The organism is Bradyrhizobium sp. B117, from assembly GCF_038969555.1.
Lineage (GTDB): Bacteria > Pseudomonadota > Alphaproteobacteria > Rhizobiales > Xanthobacteraceae > Bradyrhizobium.
In genome coordinates, this window is record NZ_CP152414.1 from 1,046,905 (window position 1) to 1,071,979 (window position 25,075).

General features: G+C 64.7%; 22 protein-coding genes and 1 tRNA gene. 11 read left to right on the top strand and 12 right to left on the bottom strand.

Annotated elements, in window-relative coordinates; genetic code table 11:
* Positions 1 to 74 precede the first annotated feature (74 nt).
* Positions 75 to 1,526 (top strand): glutamate synthase subunit beta, encoded by a 1,452-nt coding sequence (locus AAFG16_RS05080; RefSeq protein WP_342737763.1) that lies wholly within the window; start codon positions 75 to 77, stop codon positions 1,524 to 1,526.
* 166 nt (positions 1,527 to 1,692) lie between these two features.
* On the opposite strand, the gene AAFG16_RS05085 is transcribed toward AAFG16_RS05080, so the two are convergent.
* Entirely contained in the window at positions 1,693 to 3,450 is a 1,758-nt protein-coding gene (locus AAFG16_RS05085) for an outer membrane beta-barrel protein (protein ID WP_342737765.1), read from the bottom strand.
* A 193-nt stretch (positions 3,451 to 3,643) separates the two neighbouring features.
* Here AAFG16_RS05085 and AAFG16_RS05090 point away from each other — a divergent pair, with 193 nt between their 5' ends.
* The gene (locus AAFG16_RS05090; protein WP_342737767.1) at positions 3,644 to 4,651 is read left to right on the top strand and encodes a KpsF/GutQ family sugar-phosphate isomerase; all 1,008 of its coding nucleotides are present in this window, start codon (positions 3,644 to 3,646) and stop codon (positions 4,649 to 4,651) included.
* A 43-nt stretch (positions 4,652 to 4,694) separates the two neighbouring features.
* On the opposite strand, the gene AAFG16_RS05095 is transcribed toward AAFG16_RS05090, so the two are convergent.
* Positions 4,695 to 7,478, bottom strand: coding sequence for a di-heme-cytochrome C peroxidase (locus AAFG16_RS05095; RefSeq protein WP_342737769.1), 2,784 nt, complete (start codon positions 7,476 to 7,478; stop codon positions 4,695 to 4,697).
* 196 nt (positions 7,479 to 7,674) lie between these two features.
* Positions 7,675 to 9,471: a tetratricopeptide repeat protein gene (locus AAFG16_RS05100; RefSeq protein WP_342737771.1), complete on the bottom strand. Its 1,797-nt coding sequence runs from the start codon at positions 9,469 to 9,471 to the stop codon at positions 7,675 to 7,677.
* Positions 9,472 to 9,690: 219 nt separating this feature from the next.
* Here AAFG16_RS05100 and AAFG16_RS05105 point away from each other — a divergent pair, with 219 nt between their 5' ends.
* Positions 9,691 to 10,323 (top strand): LysE family translocator, encoded by a 633-nt coding sequence (locus AAFG16_RS05105; protein ID WP_283083798.1) that lies wholly within the window; start codon positions 9,691 to 9,693, stop codon positions 10,321 to 10,323.
* A gap of 125 nt (positions 10,324 to 10,448) precedes the next feature.
* Here the strand turns inward: AAFG16_RS05105 and AAFG16_RS05110 are convergent, their stop codons facing one another.
* Positions 10,449 to 11,201 (bottom strand): sulfite exporter TauE/SafE family protein, encoded by a 753-nt coding sequence (locus tag AAFG16_RS05110; protein WP_342737773.1) that lies wholly within the window; start codon positions 11,199 to 11,201, stop codon positions 10,449 to 10,451.
* A gap of 150 nt (positions 11,202 to 11,351) precedes the next feature.
* On the opposite strand from AAFG16_RS05110, the gene AAFG16_RS05115 reads away from it, so the two are divergent.
* Complete coding sequence (locus AAFG16_RS05115) at positions 11,352 to 12,242, top strand: LysR substrate-binding domain-containing protein (RefSeq protein ID WP_342737775.1); 891 nt, start codon at positions 11,352 to 11,354, stop codon at positions 12,240 to 12,242.
* A gap of 241 nt (positions 12,243 to 12,483) precedes the next feature.
* Here the strand turns inward: AAFG16_RS05115 and AAFG16_RS05120 are convergent, their stop codons facing one another.
* The 3 genes from AAFG16_RS05120 to AAFG16_RS05130 all read right to left on the bottom strand — a co-directional run bounded on the left by AAFG16_RS05120 (position 12,484) and on the right by AAFG16_RS05130 (position 15,682).
* Positions 12,484 to 13,461: a tripartite tricarboxylate transporter substrate binding protein gene (locus AAFG16_RS05120; protein ID WP_342737777.1), complete on the bottom strand. Its 978-nt coding sequence runs from the start codon at positions 13,459 to 13,461 to the stop codon at positions 12,484 to 12,486.
* A 22-nt stretch (positions 13,462 to 13,483) separates the two neighbouring features.
* The gene (gene hisN, locus AAFG16_RS05125; protein ID WP_342737779.1) at positions 13,484 to 14,266 is read right to left on the bottom strand and encodes a histidinol-phosphatase; all 783 of its coding nucleotides are present in this window, start codon (positions 14,264 to 14,266) and stop codon (positions 13,484 to 13,486) included.
* 525 nt (positions 14,267 to 14,791) lie between these two features.
* Positions 14,792 to 15,682 carry an N-formylglutamate amidohydrolase gene (locus AAFG16_RS05130; RefSeq protein ID WP_342737781.1) on the bottom strand — a complete coding sequence of 297 codons (891 nt, stop codon included), beginning with the start codon at positions 15,680 to 15,682 and terminating at the stop codon, positions 14,792 to 14,794.
* A 327-nt stretch (positions 15,683 to 16,009) separates the two neighbouring features.
* On the opposite strand from AAFG16_RS05130, the gene AAFG16_RS05135 reads away from it, so the two are divergent.
* From AAFG16_RS05135 to AAFG16_RS05145, 3 genes are all read left to right on the top strand, one after another.
* Positions 16,010 to 16,369, top strand: coding sequence for a response regulator (locus AAFG16_RS05135; RefSeq protein WP_007597092.1), 360 nt, complete (start codon positions 16,010 to 16,012; stop codon positions 16,367 to 16,369).
* 75 nt (positions 16,370 to 16,444) lie between these two features.
* A tRNA-Val gene (locus AAFG16_RS05140) sits at positions 16,445 to 16,519 on the top strand.
* Between the two features lie 144 nt (positions 16,520 to 16,663).
* On the top strand, positions 16,664 to 16,891 hold the full coding sequence (locus AAFG16_RS05145) for a DUF2945 domain-containing protein (protein ID WP_342737783.1): 228 nt from the start codon (positions 16,664 to 16,666) through the stop codon (positions 16,889 to 16,891).
* Positions 16,892 to 16,961: 70 nt separating this feature from the next.
* Here AAFG16_RS05145 and AAFG16_RS05150 read toward each other — a convergent pair whose 3' ends face one another.
* Positions 16,962 to 17,483 (bottom strand): DUF4440 domain-containing protein, encoded by a 522-nt coding sequence (locus AAFG16_RS05150; protein ID WP_342737785.1) that lies wholly within the window; start codon positions 17,481 to 17,483, stop codon positions 16,962 to 16,964.
* 238 nt (positions 17,484 to 17,721) lie between these two features.
* Between AAFG16_RS05150 and AAFG16_RS05155 the strand changes: the two genes are divergently transcribed.
* Positions 17,722 to 18,195, top strand: a complete 474-nt coding sequence (locus AAFG16_RS05155; RefSeq protein WP_342737787.1) for an L-2-amino-thiazoline-4-carboxylic acid hydrolase — start codon at positions 17,722 to 17,724, stop codon at positions 18,193 to 18,195.
* 11 nt (positions 18,196 to 18,206) lie between these two features.
* Positions 18,207 to 18,452, top strand: coding sequence for a hypothetical protein (locus tag AAFG16_RS05160; protein WP_342740852.1), 246 nt, complete (start codon positions 18,207 to 18,209; stop codon positions 18,450 to 18,452).
* A 24-nt stretch (positions 18,453 to 18,476) separates the two neighbouring features.
* Here AAFG16_RS05160 and AAFG16_RS05165 read toward each other — a convergent pair whose 3' ends face one another.
* Together AAFG16_RS05165 and AAFG16_RS05170 are read right to left on the bottom strand one after the other, a co-directional pair.
* Positions 18,477 to 19,337, bottom strand: a complete 861-nt coding sequence (locus AAFG16_RS05165) for a glyoxalase superfamily protein (protein ID WP_342737789.1) — start codon at positions 19,335 to 19,337, stop codon at positions 18,477 to 18,479.
* Between the two features lie 247 nt (positions 19,338 to 19,584).
* A complete protein-coding gene (locus AAFG16_RS05170; RefSeq protein WP_342737791.1) occupies positions 19,585 to 20,046 on the bottom strand; it encodes an NUDIX hydrolase in 462 nt (153 codons plus the stop codon).
* A 213-nt stretch (positions 20,047 to 20,259) separates the two neighbouring features.
* Between AAFG16_RS05170 and AAFG16_RS05175 the strand changes: the two genes are divergently transcribed.
* Entirely contained in the window at positions 20,260 to 20,682 is a 423-nt protein-coding gene (locus tag AAFG16_RS05175) for a RidA family protein (protein ID WP_342737793.1), read from the top strand.
* 37 nt (positions 20,683 to 20,719) lie between these two features.
* Here the strand turns inward: AAFG16_RS05175 and AAFG16_RS05180 are convergent, their stop codons facing one another.
* Positions 20,720 to 21,808 (bottom strand): enolase C-terminal domain-like protein, encoded by a 1,089-nt coding sequence (locus AAFG16_RS05180; protein WP_342737795.1) that lies wholly within the window; start codon positions 21,806 to 21,808, stop codon positions 20,720 to 20,722.
* A gap of 194 nt (positions 21,809 to 22,002) precedes the next feature.
* Here AAFG16_RS05180 and AAFG16_RS05185 point away from each other — a divergent pair, with 194 nt between their 5' ends.
* Complete coding sequence (locus tag AAFG16_RS05185) at positions 22,003 to 23,565, top strand: adenylate/guanylate cyclase domain-containing protein (RefSeq protein ID WP_342737797.1); 1,563 nt, start codon at positions 22,003 to 22,005, stop codon at positions 23,563 to 23,565.
* Between the two features lie 258 nt (positions 23,566 to 23,823).
* Here AAFG16_RS05185 and AAFG16_RS05190 read toward each other — a convergent pair whose 3' ends face one another.
* A complete protein-coding gene (locus AAFG16_RS05190; RefSeq protein WP_342737799.1) occupies positions 23,824 to 25,047 on the bottom strand; it encodes an ABC transporter substrate-binding protein in 1,224 nt (407 codons plus the stop codon).
* Positions 25,048 to 25,075: the final 28 nt, after the last annotated feature.

Consider the following 25,075-nt stretch of genomic DNA (forward strand, 5'->3'; position numbering starts at 1 on the left):
GTTCCGGGTCTGCGCGCCGCGCGCGCATCCCGGAACGACGGAAAGAAAACTAAGCGGCAGGGACTTCGGGTTTAATGGGCAAGATCACGGGTTTTCTGGAAATCGAACGGCATGACCGCAAGTACACTCCGGTCACCGAGCGCGTGAAGCATTACAACGAGTTCGTCGTTCCCTTGAGCGAGAAGGAAGTGCGCGACCAGGCCGCGCGCTGCATGAATTGCGGCATTCCCTATTGCCACGGCACCGGCTCGGTCGCGCCCGGCACGCCGGGCTGCCCGGTCAACAACCAGATCCCCGACTGGAACGACCTCGTCTATCAGGGCAATTGGGAAGAAGCCTCGCGCAACCTGCACTCGACCAACAATTTCCCCGAGTTCACCGGCCGCATCTGCCCGGCGCCGTGCGAAGCGTCCTGCACGCTCAACATCGACGACAACCCGGTCACCATCAAGACCATCGAATGCGCGATCGTCGACCGCGCCTGGGACAATGGCTGGCTGAAGCCCGAGGTCGCCGCCGAGAAGACCGGCAAGAAGGTCGCCGTGATCGGCTCGGGTCCGGCCGGCATGGCCTGCGCGCAGCAGCTCGCGCGCGCCGGCCACGACGTGCACCTGTTCGAGAAGTACGCCAAGGCCGGCGGCCTGCTGCGTTACGGCATCCCCGACTTCAAGATGGAGAAGGGCGTCATCGACCGCCGCGTCAAGCAGATGGAAGGCGAAGGCGTCACCTTCCATTACAACAGCCATGTCGGCGCTGACGGCAACGTCGATCCGCGCGAGATGCTCAACGAGTATGACGCGATCGCGCTGACCGGCGGTGCGGAAGCCCCGCGCGATCTGCCGATCCCCGGCCGCGAGCTCGACGGCATCCACTACGCCATGGACTTCCTGCCGCAGCAGAACCGCCGCGTCTCAAATGAGCCGCTGGGCGGCACCGCCGACATCCTCGCCAGCGGCAAGCATGTCGTCGTCATCGGCGGCGGCGACACCGGATCTGACTGCATCGGCACCTCGATGCGTCAGGGCGCGCTGTCGGTGACCCAGCTCGAGATCATGCCCGCCCCGCCCGAGCGCGAGAACAAGGGCCTGACCTGGCCGAACTGGCCGCTGAAGATGCGCACCTCCTCCAGCCAGGCCGAAGGCGCCATCCGCGAATTCGCCGTACTGACCCAGAAGTTTTCCGGCGAGAACGGCAAGGTCAAGAAGCTGCACTGCGTCCGCGTCGACGACAAGTTCAAGCCGATCGCCGGCACCGAGTTCGAGCTCGACGCCGAGCTCGTGCTGCTCGCGATGGGCTTCGTGCACCCCGTGCACGAAGGCCTCTTGAAGCAGCTCGCGGTCGACCTCGACCCGCGCGGCAACGTCAAGGCCAACACGCTGGACTACCAGACCTCGCGTCCGAACGTGTTCTCCGCCGGCGACATGCGCCGCGGCCAGTCGCTGGTGGTGTGGGCGATCCGTGAAGGCCGGCTGTGCGCGCGGTCGATCGACACGTTCCTGATGGGGAAGACGGATCTGCCGCGCTAGGTGCAGTCATTCCGGGGCGCGCGAAGCGCGAGCCCGGAATCCATTCATCCACAAACCCTGAGGCCCGATGGATTCCGGGTTCGCGCCAAGTGGCGCGCCCCGGAATGACCAGCGGAGAGAGCCGCGCCCACGCGCCTCGCCTGAGTAGACGCGCAGGCAAGCAGCGCTAATTCTGCAGCCTCACCCCCACCATCATCACAGTCCCCTGCGAGCTCGATCCCGCCTGGTTCGAATCCAGGATGTCGTGCCGCAGCGTGCCCTTGACCCAGATGTTGCGGTTGAGCTTGTAGATCAGGTTGCCTTCGAGCGAGTAGGTTTTGTCGTTGCGGCCCTGGTTCTGGTAGTCGTAGGTGCCGTAGGTGAATTTGCCGACCGCGGTGAGCCAGCGGCGGAAGTCGTGGTCGACTTCGGCGGCGTAGGTGTGCACCAGCACGCCGGAGGAGCCGGGGACGGTGGTCTCGGCGATCTGCGTGTCGGTGGCGAATTTCACCGTGGTTAGGCCGCTCGCATTCCAGATCAGCGAGCCCGCGGTGAGGAAGCCCGCGAGCTGGCTGAGGCGCGGGTCGACATAGTTGCGCGCGGAATAACCGACCGAGATCTCGCCGATGAGGATGCGCGAGAACTCGAAGGAGGAGCCGACCTTGGCGTAGCCACCGTTTGAATCGCGGAAGTAGCCGTTGCGGTCGGCGGCCTGGTCGTGCACGCGGGTGTCGCCCTCGATCTCGACGAACGGCTTCAGGCCCGGCTTGAGATCGTAGGAGAAGCGCCCGACGCCGCCATACTGGTTGAAGTCGCGATCGTTGTTGCTGAAGGTCGAGCCGTCGGTGAGCTTCGAATCCGTGTAGGCGGTGCGGTCGACGGTGGCGCCGGCGGCGACCTGGAAACGGTTGAAGGTCTGGTCGAAGCCGAGCGTCGTGCCGTAGGCGGCGTAGACAGGATATTTTTGCAGGCCGGCCTGCACGTTCGGGCTGCCTGGATTGTCGGTGGCGAGCCGCAGGCGCAGCTGCGAGGTCAGCTTGAAATCGCGGTCGACGTCGAGGCGGCCGTCGACATGGCCGGTGAAATCGGGCCGGTCGACCTCGACCGGCGAGGGCGAGGCAAAGCCGTCGATCGTCGCCGGCATGTTGTTGGTGTAGCCCGAGAACGAGCCGCGCAGATCCGCGACCAGCGCGTGGCGCTCCCAGTCGGACTGGACAAGAAGGTCGGGTGCGACGACGTAGACCGGCGAGCCCACCGGCTTGTTCAGGCGTGCCGGATTGGTGTCGTAGCCGGCGGAGAGCTCGAGCCCGCCCCTGATCAGGAAGCTGCCGGCATAATCGCCGACCGCACTGAAGGCGTCGTCATCGGCCTTGAGGCGGCGGCGCAGCGGCTGGCCCGGCACGTTGCCGGCCATCGCCGGGGCGACCGGCGTCTTGTGCGCGGTCTCGGACGGCGGCGGCGCAATGCGCGGCGGGCCGAGCGTCGTCACCGGCGTTGCGGGTGGGGGCGGCGAGCCGGGGCCGAGCGGGCGCTTCGGCTTGGCCTGGCCGGGATAGAGTTTTGGCTGCTGCCGCTTGCGATTGAGCGAGTCATAGCCCGAGCCGCTCGCGCCGTTCGCGGCCGGCAGGCCGTAGGTCGGGACCTGACCGGCTGTGTTTTGGCCGAGGCGCGAAGGCGCTGGCGTCTGCTGGCGCTTGCGCGGATCGGCACCCGGATCGGGCAGCGTCGGCAGCGCGTCTGAGGGGGCCTGCGGCACGCCCGCCGTGCGGCGGGTCGGCAGCGTGTCGGGCGCGACGAAGCCGCCGCGGTTGGGATTGAACAGGTCGGGCGTGAGGCTCTGGGCGGCCGCGGGCGCGCTTTCCAGCGCGGTCAGCAGCAGGCATGGCAAAGCGGCGCGGAAAGCGTATGCGCAGCTGCCCCGGCCTCTACCTGGAGGCGACCCCACGATGGAATAACTCCAACGAAATCAAGCACTTTCACGATTGCCCCCGCCGGACGGCGGGAACCATCGTTAATGGACTTAAAACAATTATGGTTAATGACCGGTTGAGGGCATTTGCGGCCGCGTCGCGTCACCCGCCCGGGCGTGCTAAGCAGGCGGCAACGGGCGAACGCCCACCCCTTCCTTGGACCTGATCATGCCGAGTTCGAAACCGCTGATGACCCAATCATCCGGCTCCGCCCCCGCCAGCGTCGAATCCGCGCTCCGCACCCTGGAGACAGGCAGCGCAGGCATCAACGCACTCTCGGCGGCGCTGCGCGGCCCGTTAAGCACGACCTTCGCGGCGGCCGTCGATCTGATCCGCCAGGCCGAGGGCCGCGTCGTCGTCACCGGGCTCGGCAAGTCCGGCCATATCGGGCGCAAGATTGCAGCGACGCTCGCCTCCACCGGCACGCCGGCTTTCTTCGTCCACGCCGCCGAAGCCGGCCATGGCGATCTCGGCATGATCACGCCCGACGACGTCATCATGGCGCTGTCCTGGTCCGGCGAGCAGCCGGAGTTGAAGAACCTCGTCAACTATTCGGCGCGGTTTGCCATCCCGATGATCGCGGTGACGTCGAACGCCGCGTCCTCGCTCGGGCAGGCCGCCGACATCGTGATCGAGCTGCCGAAAGCACGGGAGGCCTGCCCGCACAATCTGGCGCCGACCACCTCGACGCTGATGCAGGCCGCGATCGGCGACGCCATCGCGATCGCGCTGCTCGAAGGCCGCGGCTTCACCGCGCTGGAATTCGCGCATTTCCACCCGGGTGGCAAGCTGGGGGCGATGCTGAAATTCGTCCGCGACTACATGCGCACCGGCGCGGAGATCCCGGTCAAGCCGCTCGGCACCGAGATGTCGGAGGCCGTGGTCGAGATGTCGGCCAAGGGTCTTGGCTGCGTCTGTATCGTCGATGAGGCCGGCGCCATCGCGGGCATCATCACCGACGGCGACCTGCGCCGTCACATGCGCCCCGATCTGCTGACGGTTTCGGTCGACGACATCATGACGAAGCAGCCCAAGACCGTGCCGCCCTCGATGCTCGCGACCGAAATGATCGAGGTGCTGAACACAAGCAAGATCACGACGCTGGTCGTGACCGAGGCCGACAAGGTGGTCGGCATCGTGCATCTGCACGACCTGCTGCGCGCGGGCGTGGCGTAGTCCTATCGCCGTCGTGCCCGGGACAATGCCCGGGCACATCAGCTCACAGCGTCTTCAGATACTCGATCAGCTGATAGCGTTCGTCGTCGTCCTTGAACATGCGGCCGATCACGCCGTCGCGTCGCGGCTCGCCGTCCCTGAGCTCGAACGAATGGCCGAGCGCGCTGTTGCCCTGGATCGGCTTGCCGTCCGATCCGGTCATCGAGAACTGCGTCTCACCCGTCTTGCAGCGCTCGTCGGCGGTGACGGCGAAGCCGACGGTCACGGGATCATAGTCGCGGCGGCCCATGCAGAATTTGGTCGGGCGTTCGTTCTGCGGCTTCAGCAGCCAGTACAGCGAAGGCACCGAACCGTTGTGCAAATAGGGCGCCGTCGCCCAGATGCCGTTCAGCGGGCGCGCGCGATAGCGTGCTCCCCCCGCCGGGTTGAGGCAGTTCTTGCGGGCGAGATTCCACAGCTTCGCCCGCTCGGCGTCCGACAGCTTCTCGTCGTCCATCCATTTGCGGGCGACGAGATCGACCACCGTCATCAGGCCGAGCGCATAGACCATCTCGTTGGGCGAGGCGCTCGCGGTCGGGACATCGCATTGCCACCATGTCTGCAGGTCGGCCGTATTGACCTTCAGGAAGCCGGGCACGTCGATGATCCTGTTGCTGAGCACGAGCGTCTGCTCGGGGTCGGTGTTGATCTCCTTGAGGGGAATCGTGACCGCGTTCAGCACCTTGCTGTCGCCGCTCGGCTCCCAGCGTCCTGACGACCAGAACGCCGGGGTGTCGATCGCCGGCAGATGGCATCCCGAACACATCTCGGCGTAGATCTTGCGGCCCTTCTCGGCCTTGTCCCTGTCGATCCGCCAGGCATCGCCGAGGATTTGCGACGGCCATTTCGGCGACAGCAGGCCGCCGAATTTCGGACCGGTGGCGGCATCGGCCGACTTGAAGGGATCGGGACCCCTCAGCATGTCCTCGATCCAGCCGAGCGTGTTGACGTGAACCGAGGACCGCCAAATCCTGTCGCCGGGATAGGCGTCGGACAGGTTGAGCAGGGCCGTCACGCCGAGCGCTTCGCCGGCGTTGCGGATCAGCGGCTGCTCGATCGAGGCGTCGTATTGCGCGAACTTGAACCACGGCACGGTCCAGATCGGGGGATAGCTCACCGGGGCGTCCTGGGCGTGCAGGTTCTTCTCGAATCCCTTGAGCCCGCTCAGCGCGAGATCCTGCGAGAAGACCTGGTTGCCGATGCGATTGAGGGCGTCGAGGCGGCCGAACCCTTCCTCGGTGTCCTTCTGCTGCCTGCCGTCCCAGGTCTTCTTGCCTTCGATCGTCTCGTTGTACTTCTCCTGCCAGCCAATCAGGAACTTGCCGATCGCGCTGAGCTTCTGCTTGAGCGCGTCGCGATCCGCCTTGCCGGCGTCGGCGCCGAGCACGCGATCGGCGAAGCGGTCGAAGCGGAACGGGACGTAGAGCGTGTAGGCGATCGACAGGCCGGTCGAGAGCTCGAGCTTCTTCAAGTCGGTCATGGCCGGGCCGCCGTCGAAGCGGACGTCGATGCCCTGGTAATGGATCTGGCCGGTGTGACACGCCGCGCAGGTCAGCCCGATCTTGTCCTCCTCGCGTCGGCCGCTCGCGGGATCGACGACGCCGGTCATCCGTGCAAAGCCGACCGGCAGGCCGTCGACGTTCTCGGCCGGCGTCCATCGCGTCGACCAGTCCGGCGCCTGCGTCGTGTCATAGACATTGGCGTAGCCGAAGCGGCGCAGCGTCGTCGCGTCGGTCTGGACCGACTGCGGGCTCGGGATGAAGCCGAAACTTTCGAGATAGGCGCTGTCCTTCATCATGCCCGGCTTCGAGAACAGACGCAGGCGCGGCTGCTCCAGCGCCACGAACCACTCATAGGGTATCGGGAAGGTCGCAGTGCCCTGGCTCGCATGGTGAAACCAGTGCCGGTCCTTCAGCGACCAGTTTTGCTCGAGCCAGAACGCGGCCTTCGTGTCCGGCACTGCGGGGAGGGGCGGCGGCAGGAGCTGCGCGAGGATTCCCTTCTGCGGCAGCATGGCGCGGACCTGGTTGGGGAATTCGGCCACCGCAACGAGCGCGACGAGAGCGGCGGCGAGGACGATGCCCGCGATCCCAAGAGCCCAGCGAAACCTGAGGGCGCAGGATGACAGCAGCGGCTGTGACACGATCCGCTGGGTGATCCGCTCGGGGAATTTGCGCTCGTTGAACAGCGTGCGCACCTCGGCCACGCTGAGATAGAGCTCCGTCTTCTTGCCGTCGACCTTGCCCTTGCCCATGATCTTCAGCAGGACGGGCCATTCGAACTGCATCAGCACCGGGTAGTACCAGCGCGCAGCGCTGCCGGCGCGCTCGAGATTGTCGTGCATGAAAGTCTTGATTTCCGCGGCGTTGAGGCCGGGCTCGCTGACGCCGGTGTTCGGATCGGTGTAGATCCGGCCGAAGCTCTGGAGGCGCGCGATCTCGTCCTCGTTGACCTTGCCGTCGACACCGAGGATGCGCGAGCCGGCGCCCAGCTTGTCCAGCGGGCCACCGCGCAGCGCGTCGAGCTGCGGGCCGGACCAGATGCTTTTCAGGATGTGACTGAAACCGTTGGCGATCGTCGCGACGCCGCGGACCTGGATGCGGGCCCAGATCTTCTTCAGCCCGGTCTCGCCGCTCGCATTCGCGATGGTCTGCGACAGCATGTTGAGCGGGACGGTCCCGCCCTCGACAAAACCTTCGCCGACGAGGCCGCGCAGAAACGGGCAGGGATTGTCCGGCGAGACTGGGATCGAGGGGTCGAAGGGCGGCTTCGAAGCGGGGTCGTGCATGGCCCAAATCCTGAAAACAGCGAATCGTGAAATGACGCGCGCCGATAGAGCGCGAAAAGTCCTAACAAACCGGCAGCACACTATACTACTTCAGCGTGTGGCGAAGTGTGTCCGAATTCACTGTCGTGTCAACACGGCCCAGGCGCGTGGTCGGGGAAAACCCTGAGGGGATCGCAAGCGGCCGCCGCCTGCCTTTTCAGGACTCGGCGGCGCGTTTGACGTCGCTCTGGACCAGGGTCAGCTTGCCCAGCGGCACGCCCGCATTCAGGAGCCCCTCGCGGTAATGGGCGAGGTCCTCGGGCCGCTTCCAGTGGAAGTTGCGCAGGTGACGGTCGACATTCAGGGTCGGGTAATTGGTCATCAGCACGGCGGTGGCCTCCGCGGCCTCATCGTCCCGGCGCAACTGTGCCAGCGCCGCGGCGCGGATCGCCAGCGCCTGCATGTGGTTCGGGTTGATGTAGAGCTGCTCGCGGGCCCATGACAGCGTCGCGTCGTATTGTCTCAACAGATAATGGCTGAAGGCGTTCAGCGCGGCCCATTGATAGCGCGGGTCGCTGTTGTCGCGTTGGGCGGCCATCGAGAACAGCTCGATCGCCTCGCGGTGCTCGCCGATGACGAAATGGCAGATGCCGAGCACGCCGCGCGCGCCCATGTCGTAGGGATTGAGTGCGACCGCGCGCTTGGCGGCGTCCATCGCGGCCTCGTAATGGCCTTCCATCGCATGCGCCCAGGACAGGATCGAGAACGCAAAGGAGGAACGCGGGTCGAGCCGGACGCTGGTCTCGGCGAGGTTCATCGCCTCGGCCCACATCTCGCGCGTGCCTTTGACCCAGCCGAACTGGATGCTCTGGATCTGGATCGTGGCGAGATAGGCGTGCGCGATCGACAGTTTGGGATCGAGCCTGATGGCCTCCCGGAACAGGTCGACGGCGGTGGCGAGGTCCTCCTTGGTCTGCCGATAGTAATGCGACAGCCCCTTGAGGAAGCGGTCCCAGGCGGTCACGTCGGTGGAGGGCCGCGCCGGCGCCGAGGCTTCCGCGCGGACGATCTCGGTGGCGATGGCGGCGGACAGGTTGGTGGTGATCTCGTCTTGCATCGCGAAGAGGTCGCCGATGTCGCGGTCGTAGCGGCCGGTCCAGAGCTGCTCGCCGGTCTCCGGCGCGATCAGCTCGGCGGTGACGCGGATTTTTGCGCCGGCGCGCCGTACCGAGCCCTGGATCAGATAGGTGGCGTCGATCTCGCGCGCGATCAGGCGGGTCGAGACATTCTTGCCCTTGAAGGCGAAGGTCGAATTGCGGCTCAGCACGCGATAGAACGATTGCAGCGCCAGCGCGTGGATCAGGTCCTCGGTCAGGCCGTCGGAGAAATATTCGTCCTGGGCGTCGCTGAGATTGGCGAAGGGCAGCACGCCGACGATCGCGGTGCGGTACTGCTGCGACAGGACGGACGCCTCCCGCACCTCGGGGACGAGCGCCGGTGCGTTCTCGGGCGTCCAGGTGAAGACCCCGACCGAGTCCTTGATGTTCTTGAAGCGATGGTTGCCGGCATCGGTCAGCGGCACCTGGAGATGCTTGCTCGCCTCTCTGTAGGCCTTGGCCGAGATCGCGAAGCCGCCGGGGCTCGCCACCGCTTCGAGGCGAACGGCGATGTTGACGTCGTCGCCGAAGACCTCGTCCTCGTCGGCGATGACATCGCCCATGTGGATGCCGAGGCGGAATTGCATGGCGCGGTCGGCCGGCAGATGGTGGTTGCGCTCCGCCATCAGCGTCTGCATCGCGATCGCGGCCTCAGTGGCGCCGACGATCGAGGCGAATTCCAGCAGGAAGCCGTCGCCGGTGTTTTTGACGACGCGGCCGCCGTGATTGAGGATAATGGGATGAATCGCGCTGCGATGGGCCTTGAAGGCGGCATGGGTGCCGGCCTCGTCGCTGCCCATCATGCGCGAATAGCCGGCGACATCGGCGCAGACGATGGCGGCCAGACGTCTTTCCATATCCCCGGAGCTCCAAGGGGTCGAGGACCGGCCACGGCGTGGCAGTCGCCTCGAATCCCGCATTTCAAGAACCCTGCCTTTATAGAACAGATGCGGCCGAGCGAAAGTATGATCCGCATTGCAAATTCGAGGTAAATTTGACGCATGCCGGCGGTGGACGCCGGCTGGCGAACCGATTATGCCCATCCTTTGTCGCAGGCGGTCGGGCGGGCACCTCACATGCTGGGCATTCACGAGATCTGGCTCTTCATCTTGTCGGGCATATTGCTCAACATCACGCCGGGGCCGGATACCGTCTATGTGATCGGCCGCAGCATGCAGATGGGCTGGCGGGGTGGCGCCGCGGCCGCGCTCGGCATCAGCTGCGGCTGCTTTTTCCACGTCGCGGGCGCCGCGATCGGCCTTTCGGCCTTGCTGATGGCCTCATCCACCGCGTTTTCGATCCTGAAGCTGGTCGGCGCGGCCTATCTCATCGTCACCGGGCTTCAGATGCTGTGGTCGCGTCCGGCGCTGGCGCCGGCCATCGACGAGCCGGCGCGGAGCTCGCTGCGACTTGTGTTCCTCCAGGGCGTCTTCACCAATGCGCTCAATCCCAAGGTCGCGCTGTTCTTCCTGGCCTTCCTGCCGCAATTCGTCGCAGCCGATTCAGCCCACAAGCCGCTCGCCTTCCTGACGCTCGGCCTGATCTTCATCTCCACGGGAACGCTGTGGTGCCTGGTGCTGGCGGCGTTCGCGGCCAAGGCCGCGCACCGCTTGCGCAGCTCCGAAGGCGCGATCGCCTGGGTCAACCGCGCGCTCGGCGGCCTCTTCATCTATCTCGGCATCCGCGTCGCCATGCTGGAGACGCGGTAGCTCGTTCGAACGAATGATATGAGCTGCGTAGGGTGGGCGAAGGCGCAAAGCGCCGTGCCCACCATCCTTCCGATTTCGATAAAGGTGGTGGGCACGCTTCGCTTTGCCCACCCTACGTTCTTCCCTTAGACGAACTCTTTCACCAGCGCGCTGCCGGCGAGATACAGCCCCAGCAAAATCATCGCGATCAAAAACCAGCGGCGGAACGCTTCGGCCGGCATCCGCGCCCGCACCGACTGGCCGATGAACATGCCGGCAAAGGCCATCGCCATCGCGACGGTGCCCGGCGCGGCATTGGCCGGCGTCAGCAATCCGCCAGCGGTGAGATTGAAGGCGAGCGCCAATGTCGCCGTCGTGAAGAACACGCCGAGCGCCTGCACCAGCTCGTCCTTCTCCATGCCGATCGCCTGCATGAACGGCATCGAGGGGATCACCTGCACGCCCGTCGAGGCCGAGATCACGCCGGTGATCACGCCGACCACGCCGCCGACCCATTTCTCGTTCTGCGGGGCGACGCGGAACTGGAATTTGCTGAGACCGATGATCGCGTAGATCACCAGGAGAACGCCAAGCACCACGGTGCCGTAGCGCGCATGGGGGCCGGTGAGCGCGCCGGCATTGAGCCAGCAGCCGATCACGGTGCCGATCATCAGCGGCCATAGCCGCTTCAGGATGTCGCGCAAATGGGGGCCGACAAAGGTCTGCCAGACGTTGGTGACGATGGCGGGCACGATCACGATGGCGATCGCGCGGCTGGGTGCCATGCTCACCGCGAGCAGGCCCATGGACACGGTCGGCAGGCCGAGCCCGACCACGCCCTTGACGAATCCGGCGATCAGGAACACGGCGGCGATGACGATGAGAAGCGGGTCGATCATGTCGGACACATTGACCGAAGCTGCATCCCGGCACAATCTGGAGGATACGGAGATAGCCTTCGTCGGTTACGAAGTCTGGAGCGCGATCCGGAAAAATGTGGAGCGGTTTTCCGAAAGATCGTGCTCAATCAACAAGGTTGGAGACCTGCCATGCGTTTTGATCTCGTCGATCTCCAGCTCTTCATCGCGGTCGCCGACCAGCGCAGCATCACCCGCGGGGCCGAGCGGTCACATCTCGCCTTGGCTTCCGCCAGCGCGCGCATCAAGGGGCTCGAGGACGCGCTCGGGGTGGCACTGCTCAAGCGCGGGCGTCGCGGCGTCGAATTGACCGCAGCCGGCGAAAGCCTGCTCGATCATGCGCGGCTCGTCATCCATCAGATCGATGCCATGCGCGGCGATCTCGCCGGCTTTGCCAGCGGCGTGCGCGCCAGCGTGCATTTCCTGGTCAATACCTCGGGGCTGTCGGAGCATCTTCCGAAGGCGCTGGCCGGATTCCTGCACGAGCATTGCGATGTCGCCGTCGACATCGAGGAGCGCGAAAGCACCGACATCGCGGCCGCGATCACCGCGGGCGCCGCCGATCTCGGCTTCGCCGCCGAGCACGCGCTGCCCGATCATATCGAGCGCTTCGTCTTCAGCGAGGATCATTTGACGCTGGTGACGTCGCGGCGCGGCCCGTTCGCGGGCCGCCGCCAGATCGATTTCCAGGAGGCGGGCGCTTGCGATTTCGTCGGGCTCACCAGCGCCACCGCGCTCCAGATGCACATTTCGAAGCACGCCGCCCGGCTTGGCATGCGCCCGCATTATCGCGCGCGCATGCGCGATTTCGACGCGATCTGCCAGATGGTCGCCGCCGACGTCGGCGTTGCCCTGGTGCCGATCTCCGCCGCCCGCCGCTGCGCCAAGCTGATGCCGCTCGCCATGGTCCGCCTGCGCGATGCCTGGGCCAACCGCAAGCTCGTGATCTGCGCGCGCAGCTTCAAGACGCTGCCGCGCCCGGCCAAGATGCTGGTGGAGCATTTGCGGGCAGAGGCCGTGTGAGGGGGCTGTTGCCGCGAACTGGCGTGAGCCCGCGTCATAGCCGCTAACTCAACTGCGCTCCCTCCCCCCTTGCGGGGGAGGGCGGGGGAGAGGGGTGGCCCAGCAAAAGGTGTGACTGTCGTGAAGAAGTTTCTTTGCGCGATCGATGGAGTCCCCGTGTGAACCCCTCTCCCTAGCCCTCCCCCGCAAGGGGGGAGGGAACGCACCTGTTGTGTTGTGAGGTCGTTCGCCTATCGCTTCGCTACTTCGCCGTCTCCACCCCGGCGTCCTTGATCACCTGCGCCCACTTCCTGGTCTCATCCGCGATGAACTGCCGGAAATGCTCGGGCTCATCGCCAACAAGCGTCGCGCCTTGGGCCGCGAGCTTCTCTCTCACCGCGGGATCCGCCATCGCCTTGGTCGCGAGGCCATGCAGCGCGGTGACGATCTCCTTCGGCGTGCCCTTGGGCTCCATCATGCCGTACCAGTTCTCGATGCGCAGATCGGGAAAGCCCGCTTCCTTCGTGGTCGGCACGTCGGGCGCGGTTGGGGCGCGCTCGACTGATCCGACGGCAATCGGCTTCAACGCGCCGGCCTTGACCTGCGGCAGCAAGACGGGGAGATCGAGGAACGTCATCTGCACCTGCTGGCCCAGGAGATCGTTCACCGCAGGAGCTGCGCCGCGATAGGGCACGTGCACGATGTCGATCTTCGCCGTCAGCTTGAACAATTCACCGGCGAGATGCGGCAGGCTGCCGGGGCCGGAGGAGGCGAAGTTGAGCTTTCCCGGCTGCGCCTTGGCGAGCGCGATCAGCTCGCCGATGTCCTTTGCGGGCACGTTGGTGGCGACCACCAGCATCTCCGGCACGGTCGCAACCAGCGTGACCGGCGTGAGGTCGACCTGCGTGTCGTAGGCGACGCGCTCCATGCTCGGGCTGATCGCGAGCGCGCCGGCCGAGGAGATCGCGATGGTGTAGCCGTCGGGCGCGGCCTTGGACACCGCATCGGTGCCGAGCACGCCGCCCTGGCCGCCGCGATTGTCGATCAGCACCGGCTGGCCCGACAGTTCCGACATGCGCTGGCCGATCACGCGGGCGATGATGTCGTTGGGGCCGCCGGCCGGGAACGGCACGATCAGCTTGATCGGTTTTGCGGGAAAATTCTGCGCCGATGCCAAGGACGGCAGCAGCAGGAACAGTCCCAAGACCAATTCAACGAGCAGCCTGCGTGAGATGGTCATGCAAGCCTCCCGCTCGCGTTTGTTATTGGTTGAGCAGCTTGAGGGCTTCTTCGTGAACTCTTGGATCGCCGGCGGCAACGATGCGGCCACCGCCCTGCGCCGGCTTGCCTTCCCAGGTGGTGACGACGCCGCCGGCGCCAGTCACGATCGGGATCAGGGCTGCGATGTCGTAAGGTTTCAGCTCGGTCTCGACCACGAGGTCGACATGGCCGGCCGCCAGCATGCAATAGGAATAGCAATCGCCGCCATAGCGCGACAGCCGCGCGCCCTGCTCGATCCGGCCGAAAATGGCGCGATCGCGCTCGTTCATCAGCAGCGGGGAGGTGGTGTAGGTGGTCGCCTCCGACAGCGAGGCACAGCGGCGGACCTGGAGCCGGCGCTCGCCGGAGGGACCCTTGTAATTGGCCGAGCCGTTGTCGCCGGAGAAGCGTTCGCCGATGAAGGGCTGGTGCATCATGCCGTAGACCGGCGTGCCCTTGTGCAGCAGCGCGATCAGCGTGCCCCAGATCGGAAAGCCGCCGATGAAGGATTTCGTGCCGTCGATGGGATCGAGCACCCAGACATAGTCGGCGTCCTCGCGCTCATTGCCGAATTCCTCGCCGACGATGCCGTGCTGGGGGAAGCTGGCCTTGATCAGCCGCCGCATCACCGCCTCGGCGGCGCGGTCGGCCTCGGTGACGGGATCGAAATCCTTGGTCTTGCTCTTGTCGTCGATCGACAGCGAGGTGCGGAAGAACGGCAGGATGGTTTCGCCGGAGGCGGTGGCGAGCCGTCCGATGAAGGCGGAGAAGTCGATCACCGTCACGGCGTGTCCTCAAAACGAAAGTGGGGTGAAGCTTGCATCTGCCTAGCTCAAATCGCCTCTCGCGTGCAGCGCTGTCTTGATTTGCACCCTGGTATTTTGAATGCAGAGGGCCGTCGCCTCATTCGAGTCATCCGCTGGCCAAATATCGATCACAGAGTTGAAAACTTAGTTCCGAGTATGCCTTGTTCGTATGCAAATGACTATCAACCCATTGAAATTCCTTATCAAAGAAACTGAATCTGGGTTTCTCTTAGAGCAATTGAGCCATGTGCATATTGCATGGGAAACGGCTCAAAAGCCCTTGCACTTTGTGCGTCGCGGCCGCATATTGTTGCGGTGCGGTAGCGCTTCGCGTTACCGCTGCCCTCCTTGGGCGTTTCCTCCCTAGACTTGGGCCGCTTCTTCATTAGAAGCGGCCCTTTTTTCTTGCCGCTCTATTTTCATTTTGGCGCGCGCAAGCGGCGAAGCGAAAACGCGTTCGCGCCCATCGCGCGCGGCGAGATCGTTCGAAGAAAAAGCTGTCGTCTATTCCGCTGCGGCCTGGAACGGGCCGAGATCGCCGAACGGGATCGTCGTCGCCAGCACGTCGGCGAGCACGCCGAAGTCGGACGCCACTTGCGCAAAGCGCGGGCCGCGCTCGCGCCGCCGCTCGTCCATGTAGATCGCGCGATTGAGCTCGAGCTGCACGGCATGCAGGCCGCTTGCGGGGTTGCCGTAATGCTCGGTGATGAAGCCGCCAGCATAGGGCTTGTTGCGGCCGATCGAATAGCCGAGCCCGCCCAGGGTCTCCTCGACCCTGTCAGGCAACAGCGGCGTGCAACTGGTGCCGTAGCGATCGCCGATCACGACGTCGGGCCGGCGCGGCTCGTCTCTGCTGACGCCGACCGACGGCATCGAGTGACAGTCGACCAGCACCACGGTGCCGAACATCTGGTGCACCTTGTTGATCAGCCGGCGCAGCGCGCGGTGATAGGGCTTGTAGAGCGTCTCGATCCGCGCCAGCGCATCGTCGACCAGGATGCGTTCGCGATAGATCTCCTGGCCGTCGCCGACCACGCGCGGAATGGTCCCTAGGCCGCCCGCGACCCGCATCGAGCGGGTGTTGGCGAAGCTCGGCAGGCGGCCGGAGAACATGCGGGGATCGAGCTCATAGGGCTCGCGATTGACATCGACATAGGAGCGGGGAAAGTTGACCCGCACGGTCGGAAAGCCGCGCGCGCTCAAATGTCCGATCAGCTCGTCCATGAAGGAATCTTCGGACCGCCGCAGCGTCGTCAGGTCGATCCGCGATGCGCTGAGGAATTCGTCCGGATAGGTCGAGCCGGAATGGGGCGAGTTGAAGATGACTGGCGCGCGCCATTCGGCGGGCTCCACGATCTCGAAGGCTGGCGACACCTCGCCGTCAAACCGCGTCATCTTCTCAGGCTTCGTCCCTTCGCCGCACGATCCGGGCCCCCGGATCGAATGATTCGGCCGGTCGAGCGGCTCTTATGTGTCGTCATTGTCCGGAATCGCAACCATTCTGCCAAGCGAAAAGATGTGACGGGCACTGGAACTTGTCTTAACCGTGCGGGCATCGAGGTGGGGATCGGCGCGACCGGCTCGATTGATTCGCAGCCCGTTCGGGTTCACAAAGGCCCGGCAGTGCGAGCCGACGCGGGTTAAGATTTTCACCACAAATTTACCCTCTGTCGGGCTTAGTGATTGCTGCTGATATCCTCTGGGGATTCGACGTTTCCTGCCATGCCAAAGATCCTGCTCGCCGAAGACGACAACGACATGCGCCGTTTCCTGGTCAAGGCGCTGGAAAACGCCGGTTTTCAGGTCTCGTCCCATGACAACGGTATGGCCGCCTATCAGCGGCTCCGGGAAGAGCCGTTCGAGATGCTGCTGACCGACATCGTGATGCCGGAAATGGACGGGATCGAGCTCGCCCGCCGGGCCTCGGAACTCGACCCCGACATCAAGATCATGTTCATCACGGGTTTTGCCGCGGTCGCCCTGAACTCGGATTCGGACGCCCCCAAGAACGCCAAGGTGCTGTCCAAGCCCGTGCATCTGCGCGAATTGGTCAGCGAAGTGAACAAGATGCTGGCGGCCTAAATCAGGCCCGTTCCGTCCTTGCGCACGCTCCCTTGAGCCGTTATAGGGACCCCACCCGACGTAAGTGGACTTTTAGGGCACGTAGCTCAGCGGGAGAGCACTACCTTGACATGGTAGGGGTCACAGGTTCGATCCCTGTCGTGCCCACCACGCTTCGCCAAAAGGCTTCGCGTGGCGCAGCCACGCCCCAATAAGGGCAGAAGCGTGTCCGGCGTAGCTCGGAGAGCGTAGACGGACTGGGGCGTCTTGCTCGGTATCCTGGAACGCCCGAACGCCATCCGGCATTGTTCCGCCATGCCGAAAGCCTCCACAAAAACCTTCAAGCGCGGCGACCACGTCAGCTGGAATTCCGAGGCCGGCCGGGTGCGCGGCCATATCCTGCGCGTCCACACGGAGGACGTCGACTACAAGGGCTACACGCACCACGCGAGCCCGGACGATCCGCAATACGAGATCAAGAGCGACAAGACCGACCACGTCGCCCTGCACAAGGGCCGGGCGTTGCGACGGCTGCGCAGCTGAGCGGCACAAGCACGTAGCCGGATTACGCTGCGCGCCACCCGGGCTACGACGCCGCTTGCGGGATCCCCGCCTATTTCAGTTCCGTATTCGCGACCGGCATGATCGAGGCGACGTGCCAGCCGGTGGCGTCCTGAACATAGGTCTGGCTGATCAGAAACGTATTCTGCTGGGGCGGCTTGCCCGGAAGCGCGCGCGTGAAAACGATGGGGACGAGGATCTGCATGACCTCGTCCGAGAGCACGGCGACGTGGAATTTCGACATGTCGGGCTCGAGGTGCCAGGTACCCTCGTAATAGGTCTTGAACCGGGCCGCGACGTCATCGCGGCCGCGCGTCTCGATGCCTCTGGCAAACAGCAGCGTGCCGGGCGAATTCAGGAGCATGGCCTTCACCGCGTCCGCATCATGCGCGTTCTGCGCCGTGATGAATCTTTCGAAGATGGCTCGTGCCTCGGCGTCATTCGCGGCAGCGCGCGCGCTTCCGGCTGACCAGAACGTTGCGGCGAGAAACAGCGCTGCGGTCACCGCGACATGACGGCGTCGTGGAAAGCGTTGTGGCCGGATTGTGCTTGGAGACGTTTCGGGCCGGGTCATGTTCACCTCTGGTCATTGGCAGGCGTCATTTGAATGGTGATCGTCATACCATTGATGGTCACATCGACGTTTTCAGGAATGCACGATCGGCCGTAACCCCGACATCACGGAAGGGTTAGTCGAGGCCTCCGGGTGTGGTGGCGCGCACCGCGCAAGCTCTCGCCGCCAACACCGAGTTGAGTTATCGTCCGGTGGTCCATCGGGGCTACGATCACCCCCTTCAGGCGCGAGGCCGCCCATGAGCGTGTCCGTCATCGAGCAAGCAAAGATCCAGGCGCAGGTGCTGGTGCCGCTGGTCAAGGCACTCCAGGCCGAGCTCGGCGAGGCGCGCGCCAACGCGCTGGTGCGCAGGGCGCTCGGCGATCTCTACCGCGGTTTCGGCGAGGAGTTCTGGAAGGCCAAGAATGAGAGCGATCTCGGCAAGGCCGTGTCCTCGGCGTTCAGGACTTATGCCCGCGACGACGCGCTCGCCTATGACGTCATCGAGCAGACGGCGGACGCCTTTGCGTTCGACGTGACGCGCTGCGCCTATGCCGAGTTCTACAAGGCGCTCGGCGAACCGGAGCTCGGCTTCCTCCTGGTCTGCACCGCGGATTTTGCGACCGCGGAAGGGTTCGGCCCCGACGTCAAGCTCACGCGCACCCAGACGATCATGCAGGGCGCCTCTCATTGCAATTTCCGCTACCGGCGCGATGGAGGCAGGTCACAGTGAAGGGATTGCAAATGACGCGGGCCGGCTGTCTTGCCCTGGCGACGCTGGCGCTGATGGCGCCGCGCGCCGAGGCTACGATCATCGACTGGCAGGCCGAGCTCCAGCGCTGCCGTGAGCTGCGCCAGAACGTGGCGCCGCTGCTGCAGGCCGGCGAGGGCATATCCGCCGTCGGCCGCTCCAACAGGTCCGTCCGTCGCTGCATCTGGATCCAGCGCATGGCGGTACGGAAGAAAATACCGGGGGCGGAGGTGTGGTAGGCAGCCTCGTTGCCCGCGCGAAGATCATGGCCCCGCCGTGACAAAGGCCGAGATGATCGTGCCATCGCTGCCAAGCGCAATGTGCCAGTGCGATGCGGCACCGCCCTGGTGCCAGACCGAATAGACGTCCTGGCCTTGCGCGCCGACACCGAGAAATTCGATCGACGTAATCGGACCCATGTCGGCGAGGCCGGGTTGCAGACGCGGCAATTGCTTGCGGGTGAGTTCAGCCAGAGCTGCGCTCATTTCGCCATAGTTGGGCTGGCCCGCTGCGAGGCTCTCGACGAGACGACGAAGCGCAGCGGCGCTGCCGGGATTGGCGGACCGGCTGCTCATGCGCGTCTCGATCGCGCGCTGGAGCTCTTGTGCTGCGCCCGCGTCGATGCGTTGCATGGTGTGGTCGTTGCCATGCTGGTGCAGGATCACGGCCGTCGGAATCCCGTCCGGTCCGAGGGTAAAACGAAACGCGACCTCGATATCCCTCGCGACGAATTCCGTTTCGCTCACCGCGTAATAGGCAACCGAGCCTTGGCCGGTCAGCCGTGCCGAGAGATGGTCATTGTCACGCGTGACGGTGAAGACGGCGCCATGGAATTGATAGGTTCCGGCGTAGCGATCCAGAGTCGCTTGCGGCAACTGAATCTCCTTGGCTTTGGAGCCGGGTTGATCCGAGCCATCGGCTGCTCTGCCCGCCTCGTTATTGCGGTCCGGGCCGGTTTGCTCCGCCGAGCGGATTCGGGCGGCCAGGACATTCCAATCGGCCAAGCCCAACATCTTCGCGACGAGCTCGAGGCTCTCGCTGACGGTGAGGGAGACTGATCGGGTACTGCTGAGGGCTTCGCGAAGCGTTTGCGCCATGACTTTGGCGTCGCGGAAATCGCGCATCTTCTGTTCCTTTGCGATACGAACGGAGAATGTCAGGGCTTGCGTTACTGACCCGTTCGCTCGAGCAAAGGAAGCGTGCGGCGGTCTGATACACTTCACCATACCCCGAAGGGCGCAAGCGGCAGGCGGTATCTACCTGGCAAAAATTGTGCTTGAGAGCCTCGTGATTGTGAACCGGCCATCGATGCTGCGTCACTCATGGCTCCGCAATTGATGCAGGCAGGCGCAGAAGCATTCTTGATGTTGGTCAGCTCTTGACCGTCCGAAGCAGCACCGCCTTCAATCCGGACGGATAAAGACTCGGACCGCCTCCGACGTCGAGATCCGCGAGGTTGAACCAGCGCGCGACGATTTGCTCTCCATTATCCTCGCGAAAGTCGATGCGGTCCTCGCCGCCGAACGCGCCATCCGGGAACGAGACGTCCGCGATGAACATCACCTCGTGGCCGGTCGATCCCTCGTGCACGAAGATGTTCTCCAGCACCAGCGGCTCGCTCGTGATGGTGACCTCGATGCCGAGCTCTTCCTTGAATTCCCGCACCAGCGCGGCGCGCCAGCTCTCGCCGAACTCGATCTCGCCGCCGAGCGGGCGCACGCCCTTGATGCGCCCCGCATCGTCGCGCACCTCGGCCGCCAGCAGCCGCCCGTCGCGCCAGTGCAGGCCGATCGCGACGACGCGGATGTGAGGATGGGGACGCCATGTGGTCATGGGAAATCGTTATCGCGCGCACCGCCGCCGTGCAATGCGCGCAGGCGAGGACTTGTCGGGCTGGATCTGCGCCGCCTTCGCAGCCTTGATCCATGACTCGCCGCCTGCCATTGTCCGGTCACCCACCATGGCAACGACCTTGGTGCGATCGAATTATGGCGTTCGGCGAAATGCGTCGCTCCGCCGGATGTGAAAAGAAGGCAGGCTGGCAAGATGAGCAGTGTGAACAAGCCCGGCGGCAACTACCTGCCGGCGATCATCCATGGTGGAATTGCGTATGTGAGTGGTCAGCTGCCGCGTCGCGGCGAAGACCTGCTGTATGCGGGCAAGGTCGGCGCAGGCGTCGATATCGCGGCCGCGCAAGAGGCTGCGTCCCTCTGCGCCGATCTATGTATTGCGGCCATCAACCACGCAACAGGCGGAGAGGACAAGATCGTCCAGATCTTGCAGGTCGTGGGATATGTCGCCTCAGTGCCTGGATTTACCCAACAGTCGCAAGTCATGAACGGTGCTTCCGACCGGCTGATCGAACGCCTCGGCGATCGCGGCCGTCACACGCGTACGTCCGTCGGCGTCGCCGAGTTGCCGCGAGGGGCGCCGGTCGAGCTGAGTATGACTGCCGCTGTTCGGCCGTAGGCCCGTCGATCGGTGATCGACGCGGCGACAGGCGGCCTTATGTAACGAGATATTTTGCGACCGCCGCCTCGTCCCACGCGATCCCGTTCCCCGGCTCCTCGCTCGGCAGCGCAAAGCCGTCCTTGATCCTCAGCCGGCTCGCCAGCACCGCGTCGGCCCAGTCGACATATTCCAGCCAGTGCGCTGATGGCGTCACGCAGAGCAGGTGCGCACTGACCTCCGAAAACAGATGCGTCGACATTTCGATGCCGGCGGCATGCGCGAGCGCGGCGGCGCGCAGCCAGCCGGTGACGCCGCCGATGCGCTGCACGTCGGGCATCACGTAATCGGACGCCTCGGCGGCCAGCGCCGCCTGCATCGAGAAGGCGCTGTCAAAATTCTCGCCGATCTGGACGGGGGTGCGCAGCGCGTCCGCGATGCGGGCATTGCCCTCATAGTCGTCGTGACGGGTCGGTTCCTCGATCCAGGTCAGGCCCTCGTCGTCGAGCATCTCGCCGCGGCGGATCGCCTCGGTGACAGCCAGCGCCTGGTTGTAGTCGCACATCAGCGTCACGTCGTCGCCGACGGCCTTGCGCACCGCACGCACCACGGCGAGATCCTCGCGCGCATCGGGCCGGCCGACGCGGATCTTTGCGGCGTGAAAGCCTTCGGCCAGCAGCTTGTGCGCCTCGTCCACCGCGGCGCCCGCCGGCATGATACCGAGCCCCTTCGAATTGTAGGCGCGCACCGGCTTCGGCGCGCCGCCGAGCAGGCGCGCCAGCGGCAGGCCCTTGCTGCGGGCCAGCGCATCCCATGCTGCCATGTCGATGCCGGACTGCGCGAGGCGCTGCAGGCCGGCAAGGCCAAGCAGCGTGAAGCGCTGGGTTAGCTTGCGCTCGATCTCGAACGGCTGCAGCGGATCGCCGGCGATGAGCTCTGACATTTCCGTGACCATCGCGGTCAGCGGCTTCAACGCCGAGGGGGTGATCGAGAACAGATAGGCGTGCCCGACGGCACCCTGGTCGGTCTCGCAGTCGATCAGCACCAGCGGCGCCTTGGCGACCGCGCCGGTCGAGGTCTGGAGCGGCAGGTTCATCGGCACGATCACGGGGCGCGCATGGAAGCGCTTGATACGGATATCGGTCATTCGGAGGGTCTCCCGGCGGCGTGAATGCAGGTTCAGGCCGATCTTAAACCTTCATCATGAAACGAAAAGCCGCCTGATGCGACCACCATAAAATGGGGTTGCGCGAGCCTGTGTTTATTGGCTCTGTGCAGCCGAAGGCTGCGCCGCAAATCCCGAGAGATTTGCGACAAAATCGCACACAACGGAGCCACAGAGTGAAACAAGAGATCTCCGAAGAGCAGCCCAAGAGCGGCTTCTTGACGGGCGCCGCGATCGCTTTCCTCCTGCTCGCGCTGCCGCTTGCGGTCTGGCTGGACCTGACCGAGCTGAGCAAGACGGCGCTTCGCCGGCAGGCCGCCGATCTCAATTCGGTGATCACGAGCGTGCGCAGCTATTACGCCTCCAACGTGGTCGGGCGGATCCTGGCCAATCCCAACGGCACTACCAGGGTGGTGCACAATTACGAATCCGTTCCGGGCGCGATCCCGATCCCCGCGACATTGTCGCTCGAGCTCGGGCGGGTGATCGGCGCGCAGCAGGAGAACATCACCTATCGTTTCGTCTCCGACTTCCCGTTCCAGAACCGCGCCCCGCACCAGCTCGACAAATTCGAGAAGGACGCGCTCGATGCGCTCAGGAAGGACCCCGAGCAGAAGATCGTCGACACCGAGACCTCGCTGTTCTCCGACAAGGTCCGTCTGGTCGCGCCCGTCACGATGGGCCCGGCCTGCGTCAGCTGCCACAACAGCCATCCCGAGAGCCCGAAGAAGGACTGGAAGGTCGGGGATATCAGAGGCATCCAGGAAGTCATCATCGCCCAGCCGATCGCGGCCAACATCTTCTCGTTCAAGTTCCTGCTGGCCTATTTCTTGATCGCCGCCGGCAGCGGGCTCTCGTTCCTCTCACTGCAGCGCCGGCAGGCGAGCCGCATCAAGACCATGAACAAGGAGCTCGAATCCGCCAACGACTTCCTCGCCTCGCTGTCGATGAAGATCTCGCGCTACATCCCGCCTCAGGTCTACAAGAGCATCTTCTCCGGCCAGAAGGACGTCACCATCCACACCGAGCGCAAGAAGCTCACCATCTTCTTCTCCGACATCCAGAACTTCACCGCGACCACCGAGCGGCTTCAGCCTGAATTGCTGACCCAGCTGCTCAACGAATATTTCACGGAGATGTCGGCGATCGCGCATGAGCACGGCGGCACCGTCGACAAGTTCATCGGCGATGCCATGCTGATCTTCTTCGGCGATCCCGAGACCAAGGGCGACCGCGCCGACGCGCAGGCCTGCCTCCAGATGGCCTGGCGCATGCAGCAGCGCCTCGCCGAGCTCAACGCGAAATGGCGGGCGTCCGGCATCGAGCAGCCGTTCCGCTCGCGCATGGGCATCAATTCCGGCTATTGCAATGTCGGCAATTTCGGCAGCAGCGACCGCATGGACTACACCATCATCGGCGCCGAAGCGAACCTCGCCGCGCGCTTGCAATCGATCGCCGAGCCCGGCGGCATCGTGCTGAGCTATGAGACTTTCGCGCTCGTCAGCGACATTGTCCGCGCCCACGCGCTGCCGGCGATCACGATGAAGGGCATCAGCCGCGAGGTGATTCCCTATTCGGTCGACGCGCTCAATGATGCCGCAGCCGAAAGCAGCGGCATCATCACCGAACGCGCGCCCGGCCTCGAGCTCTATCTCGATCCCGCCGTGGTGAAGTCAGGCGATGCCGCCCGCGTGCGAACGCTGCTGGAGAACGCGCTCGCCTCGCTGAAGCCGGCGTGAGGGGACGATTGACGCGCTGCTGATCGAGAGAGTCCCCGTGTGAACCCCTCTCCCTAGCCCTCCCCCGCAAGGGGGGAGGGAACGCACCTTTGTTGTGACGAATAACTCGACTCAAAACGCGCAAGCGATGAGCCCAGCTCTTGCCGCGTAGCACGCTGAGCTCCCTCCCCCCTTGCGGGGGAGGGCGGGGGAGAGGGGTAGCCCAGCAAAAGGTGCCTGTTGAACGCCGTGCCGTACCAACGCCACCTCCACGCGGGTTCACCTCGCCGCGCCCTCCGTGAACGCCGTCTCGATCACGTCGCCAAACGGCTGCCAGGAGCGGCCGTCGAACTGCACCAGCCGCATCTGCCGGATCGGCAGATAGCTCTCCGGCGAGGTGTTCATCCTGATGTCGGGCAGGGCGACGGAGGGTTGATAGGCCTTCAGCGATGCGGCCTGCCGCATGATGTTCTCGCGCGAGAAATCGTCGCCGCATTGCTTCAGCACCTTCGTCAGCGCTTCGGCCGCGGCGTAGCCGTAGACTGCCGCGCTGTTGTTGGTGCTTTCGATCTGATGGTATTTGTCCATGAAGGCGAACCAGTCCTTCATGCCGGCATCCTCCTTCCAGGCGGGATCGCTCGGATCCTTCAGGAACGCCGCCGAGATCACGCCGGATGAATTTTCGAGGCCCGCGGGCGCCATCGCATTGGCGATCGAGGCGGAGGCATCGTTCACGATGAAGACCGGGCGCCATTTCATTGACGCCGCCAGCTTGATCACCTTGGACGCCGTCGACGGCACGCCGAGAAAGACGAAGATGTCGGCGCCCGCGCGCTTGAGGATCGAGACGTGGCCGTCGAGATGCTCGTCATTGATGTCGAAGGCGATGTCGACGAGGACCTGACGGTTCAGATCGCCGAGCCCCTCCTGGATGCCCTTGTAGAGCATGCGCCCGAACTGATCGTTCTGCCAGAGCACCACGATCTTCTTCCGGGGGTAGTAGGCCTGGATGTAGTTGGCGTAGATGCGCCCCTCGGAGCGGAACGACGGCTGCCAGCCCATGGTCCAGGGAAATGCCTTGGCCTGGCTCAGCTCCTCGTCGCCGGAGGCGACGAACAGCTGCGGGATTTTCTTCTCGTTCAGATACCAGCGCGTGGCGATATTGCCGGGCGTACCGAACGAGCCGAACATCAGCTGCACGCCGTCCTTCTCGACCAGGTTGCGGGTCAGGTCCAGCGCGGTCGCCGGATCGGAATTGTCATCGCGCGTGATGAAGCGGATCTTGCGGCCGTTGATCCCGCCGCGCGCATTGACCATGTCGAAATAGGCGGCCTCCGCGGTGCCGATCGCGCCGAACTCCGAGAGCGGCCCCGAATACGGCATGACATTGCCGATGCGGATTTCCTTGTCGGTCGCGGGTTGTTCGGTGTGTTGCTGCGACATCGCCCCGAGCGAGGCGAAAGCAATCATCGAAACGAACAGCAGTCTGCCGGTGACGCGCATGTTCGACACCTTGTCGTTGGCCCCCAAC

Coding starts and splice junctions, on each gene's coding strand:
- AAFG16_RS05100 (WP_342737771.1), bottom strand. CDS start 9,471: ATGGAAAGACGTCTGGCCGCCATCGTCTGCGCCGATGTCGCCGGCTAT.
- AAFG16_RS05080 (WP_342737763.1), top strand. CDS start 75: ATGGGCAAGATCACGGGTTTTCTGGAAATCGAACGGCATGACCGCAAG.
- AAFG16_RS05175 (WP_342737793.1), top strand. CDS start 20,260: ATGAGCAGTGTGAACAAGCCCGGCGGCAACTACCTGCCGGCGATCATC.
- AAFG16_RS05095 (WP_342737769.1), bottom strand. CDS start 7,478: ATGCACGACCCCGCTTCGAAGCCGCCCTTCGACCCCTCGATCCCAGTC.
- AAFG16_RS05105 (WP_283083798.1), top strand. CDS start 9,691: ATGCTGGGCATTCACGAGATCTGGCTCTTCATCTTGTCGGGCATATTG.
- AAFG16_RS05115 (WP_342737775.1), top strand. CDS start 11,352: ATGCGTTTTGATCTCGTCGATCTCCAGCTCTTCATCGCGGTCGCCGAC.
- AAFG16_RS05135 (WP_007597092.1), top strand. CDS start 16,010: ATGCCAAAGATCCTGCTCGCCGAAGACGACAACGACATGCGCCGTTTC.
- AAFG16_RS05150 (WP_342737785.1), bottom strand. CDS start 17,483: ATGACCCGGCCCGAAACGTCTCCAAGCACAATCCGGCCACAACGCTTT.
- AAFG16_RS05160 (WP_342740852.1), top strand. CDS start 18,207: ATGACGCGGGCCGGCTGTCTTGCCCTGGCGACGCTGGCGCTGATGGCG.
- AAFG16_RS05090 (WP_342737767.1), top strand. CDS start 3,644: ATGCCGAGTTCGAAACCGCTGATGACCCAATCATCCGGCTCCGCCCCC.
- AAFG16_RS05110 (WP_342737773.1), bottom strand. CDS start 11,201: ATGATCGACCCGCTTCTCATCGTCATCGCCGCCGTGTTCCTGATCGCC.
- AAFG16_RS05155 (WP_342737787.1), top strand. CDS start 17,722: ATGAGCGTGTCCGTCATCGAGCAAGCAAAGATCCAGGCGCAGGTGCTG.
- AAFG16_RS05165 (WP_342737789.1), bottom strand. CDS start 19,337: ATGCGCGATTTCCGCGACGCCAAAGTCATGGCGCAAACGCTTCGCGAA.
- AAFG16_RS05130 (WP_342737781.1), bottom strand. CDS start 15,682: ATGACGCGGTTTGACGGCGAGGTGTCGCCAGCCTTCGAGATCGTGGAG.
- AAFG16_RS05120 (WP_342737777.1), bottom strand. CDS start 13,461: ATGACCATCTCACGCAGGCTGCTCGTTGAATTGGTCTTGGGACTGTTC.
- AAFG16_RS05170 (WP_342737791.1), bottom strand. CDS start 20,046: ATGACCACATGGCGTCCCCATCCTCACATCCGCGTCGTCGCGATCGGC.
- AAFG16_RS05190 (WP_342737799.1), bottom strand. CDS start 25,047: ATGCGCGTCACCGGCAGACTGCTGTTCGTTTCGATGATTGCTTTCGCC.
- AAFG16_RS05145 (WP_342737783.1), top strand. CDS start 16,664: ATGCCGAAAGCCTCCACAAAAACCTTCAAGCGCGGCGACCACGTCAGC.
- AAFG16_RS05180 (WP_342737795.1), bottom strand. CDS start 21,808: ATGACCGATATCCGTATCAAGCGCTTCCATGCGCGCCCCGTGATCGTG.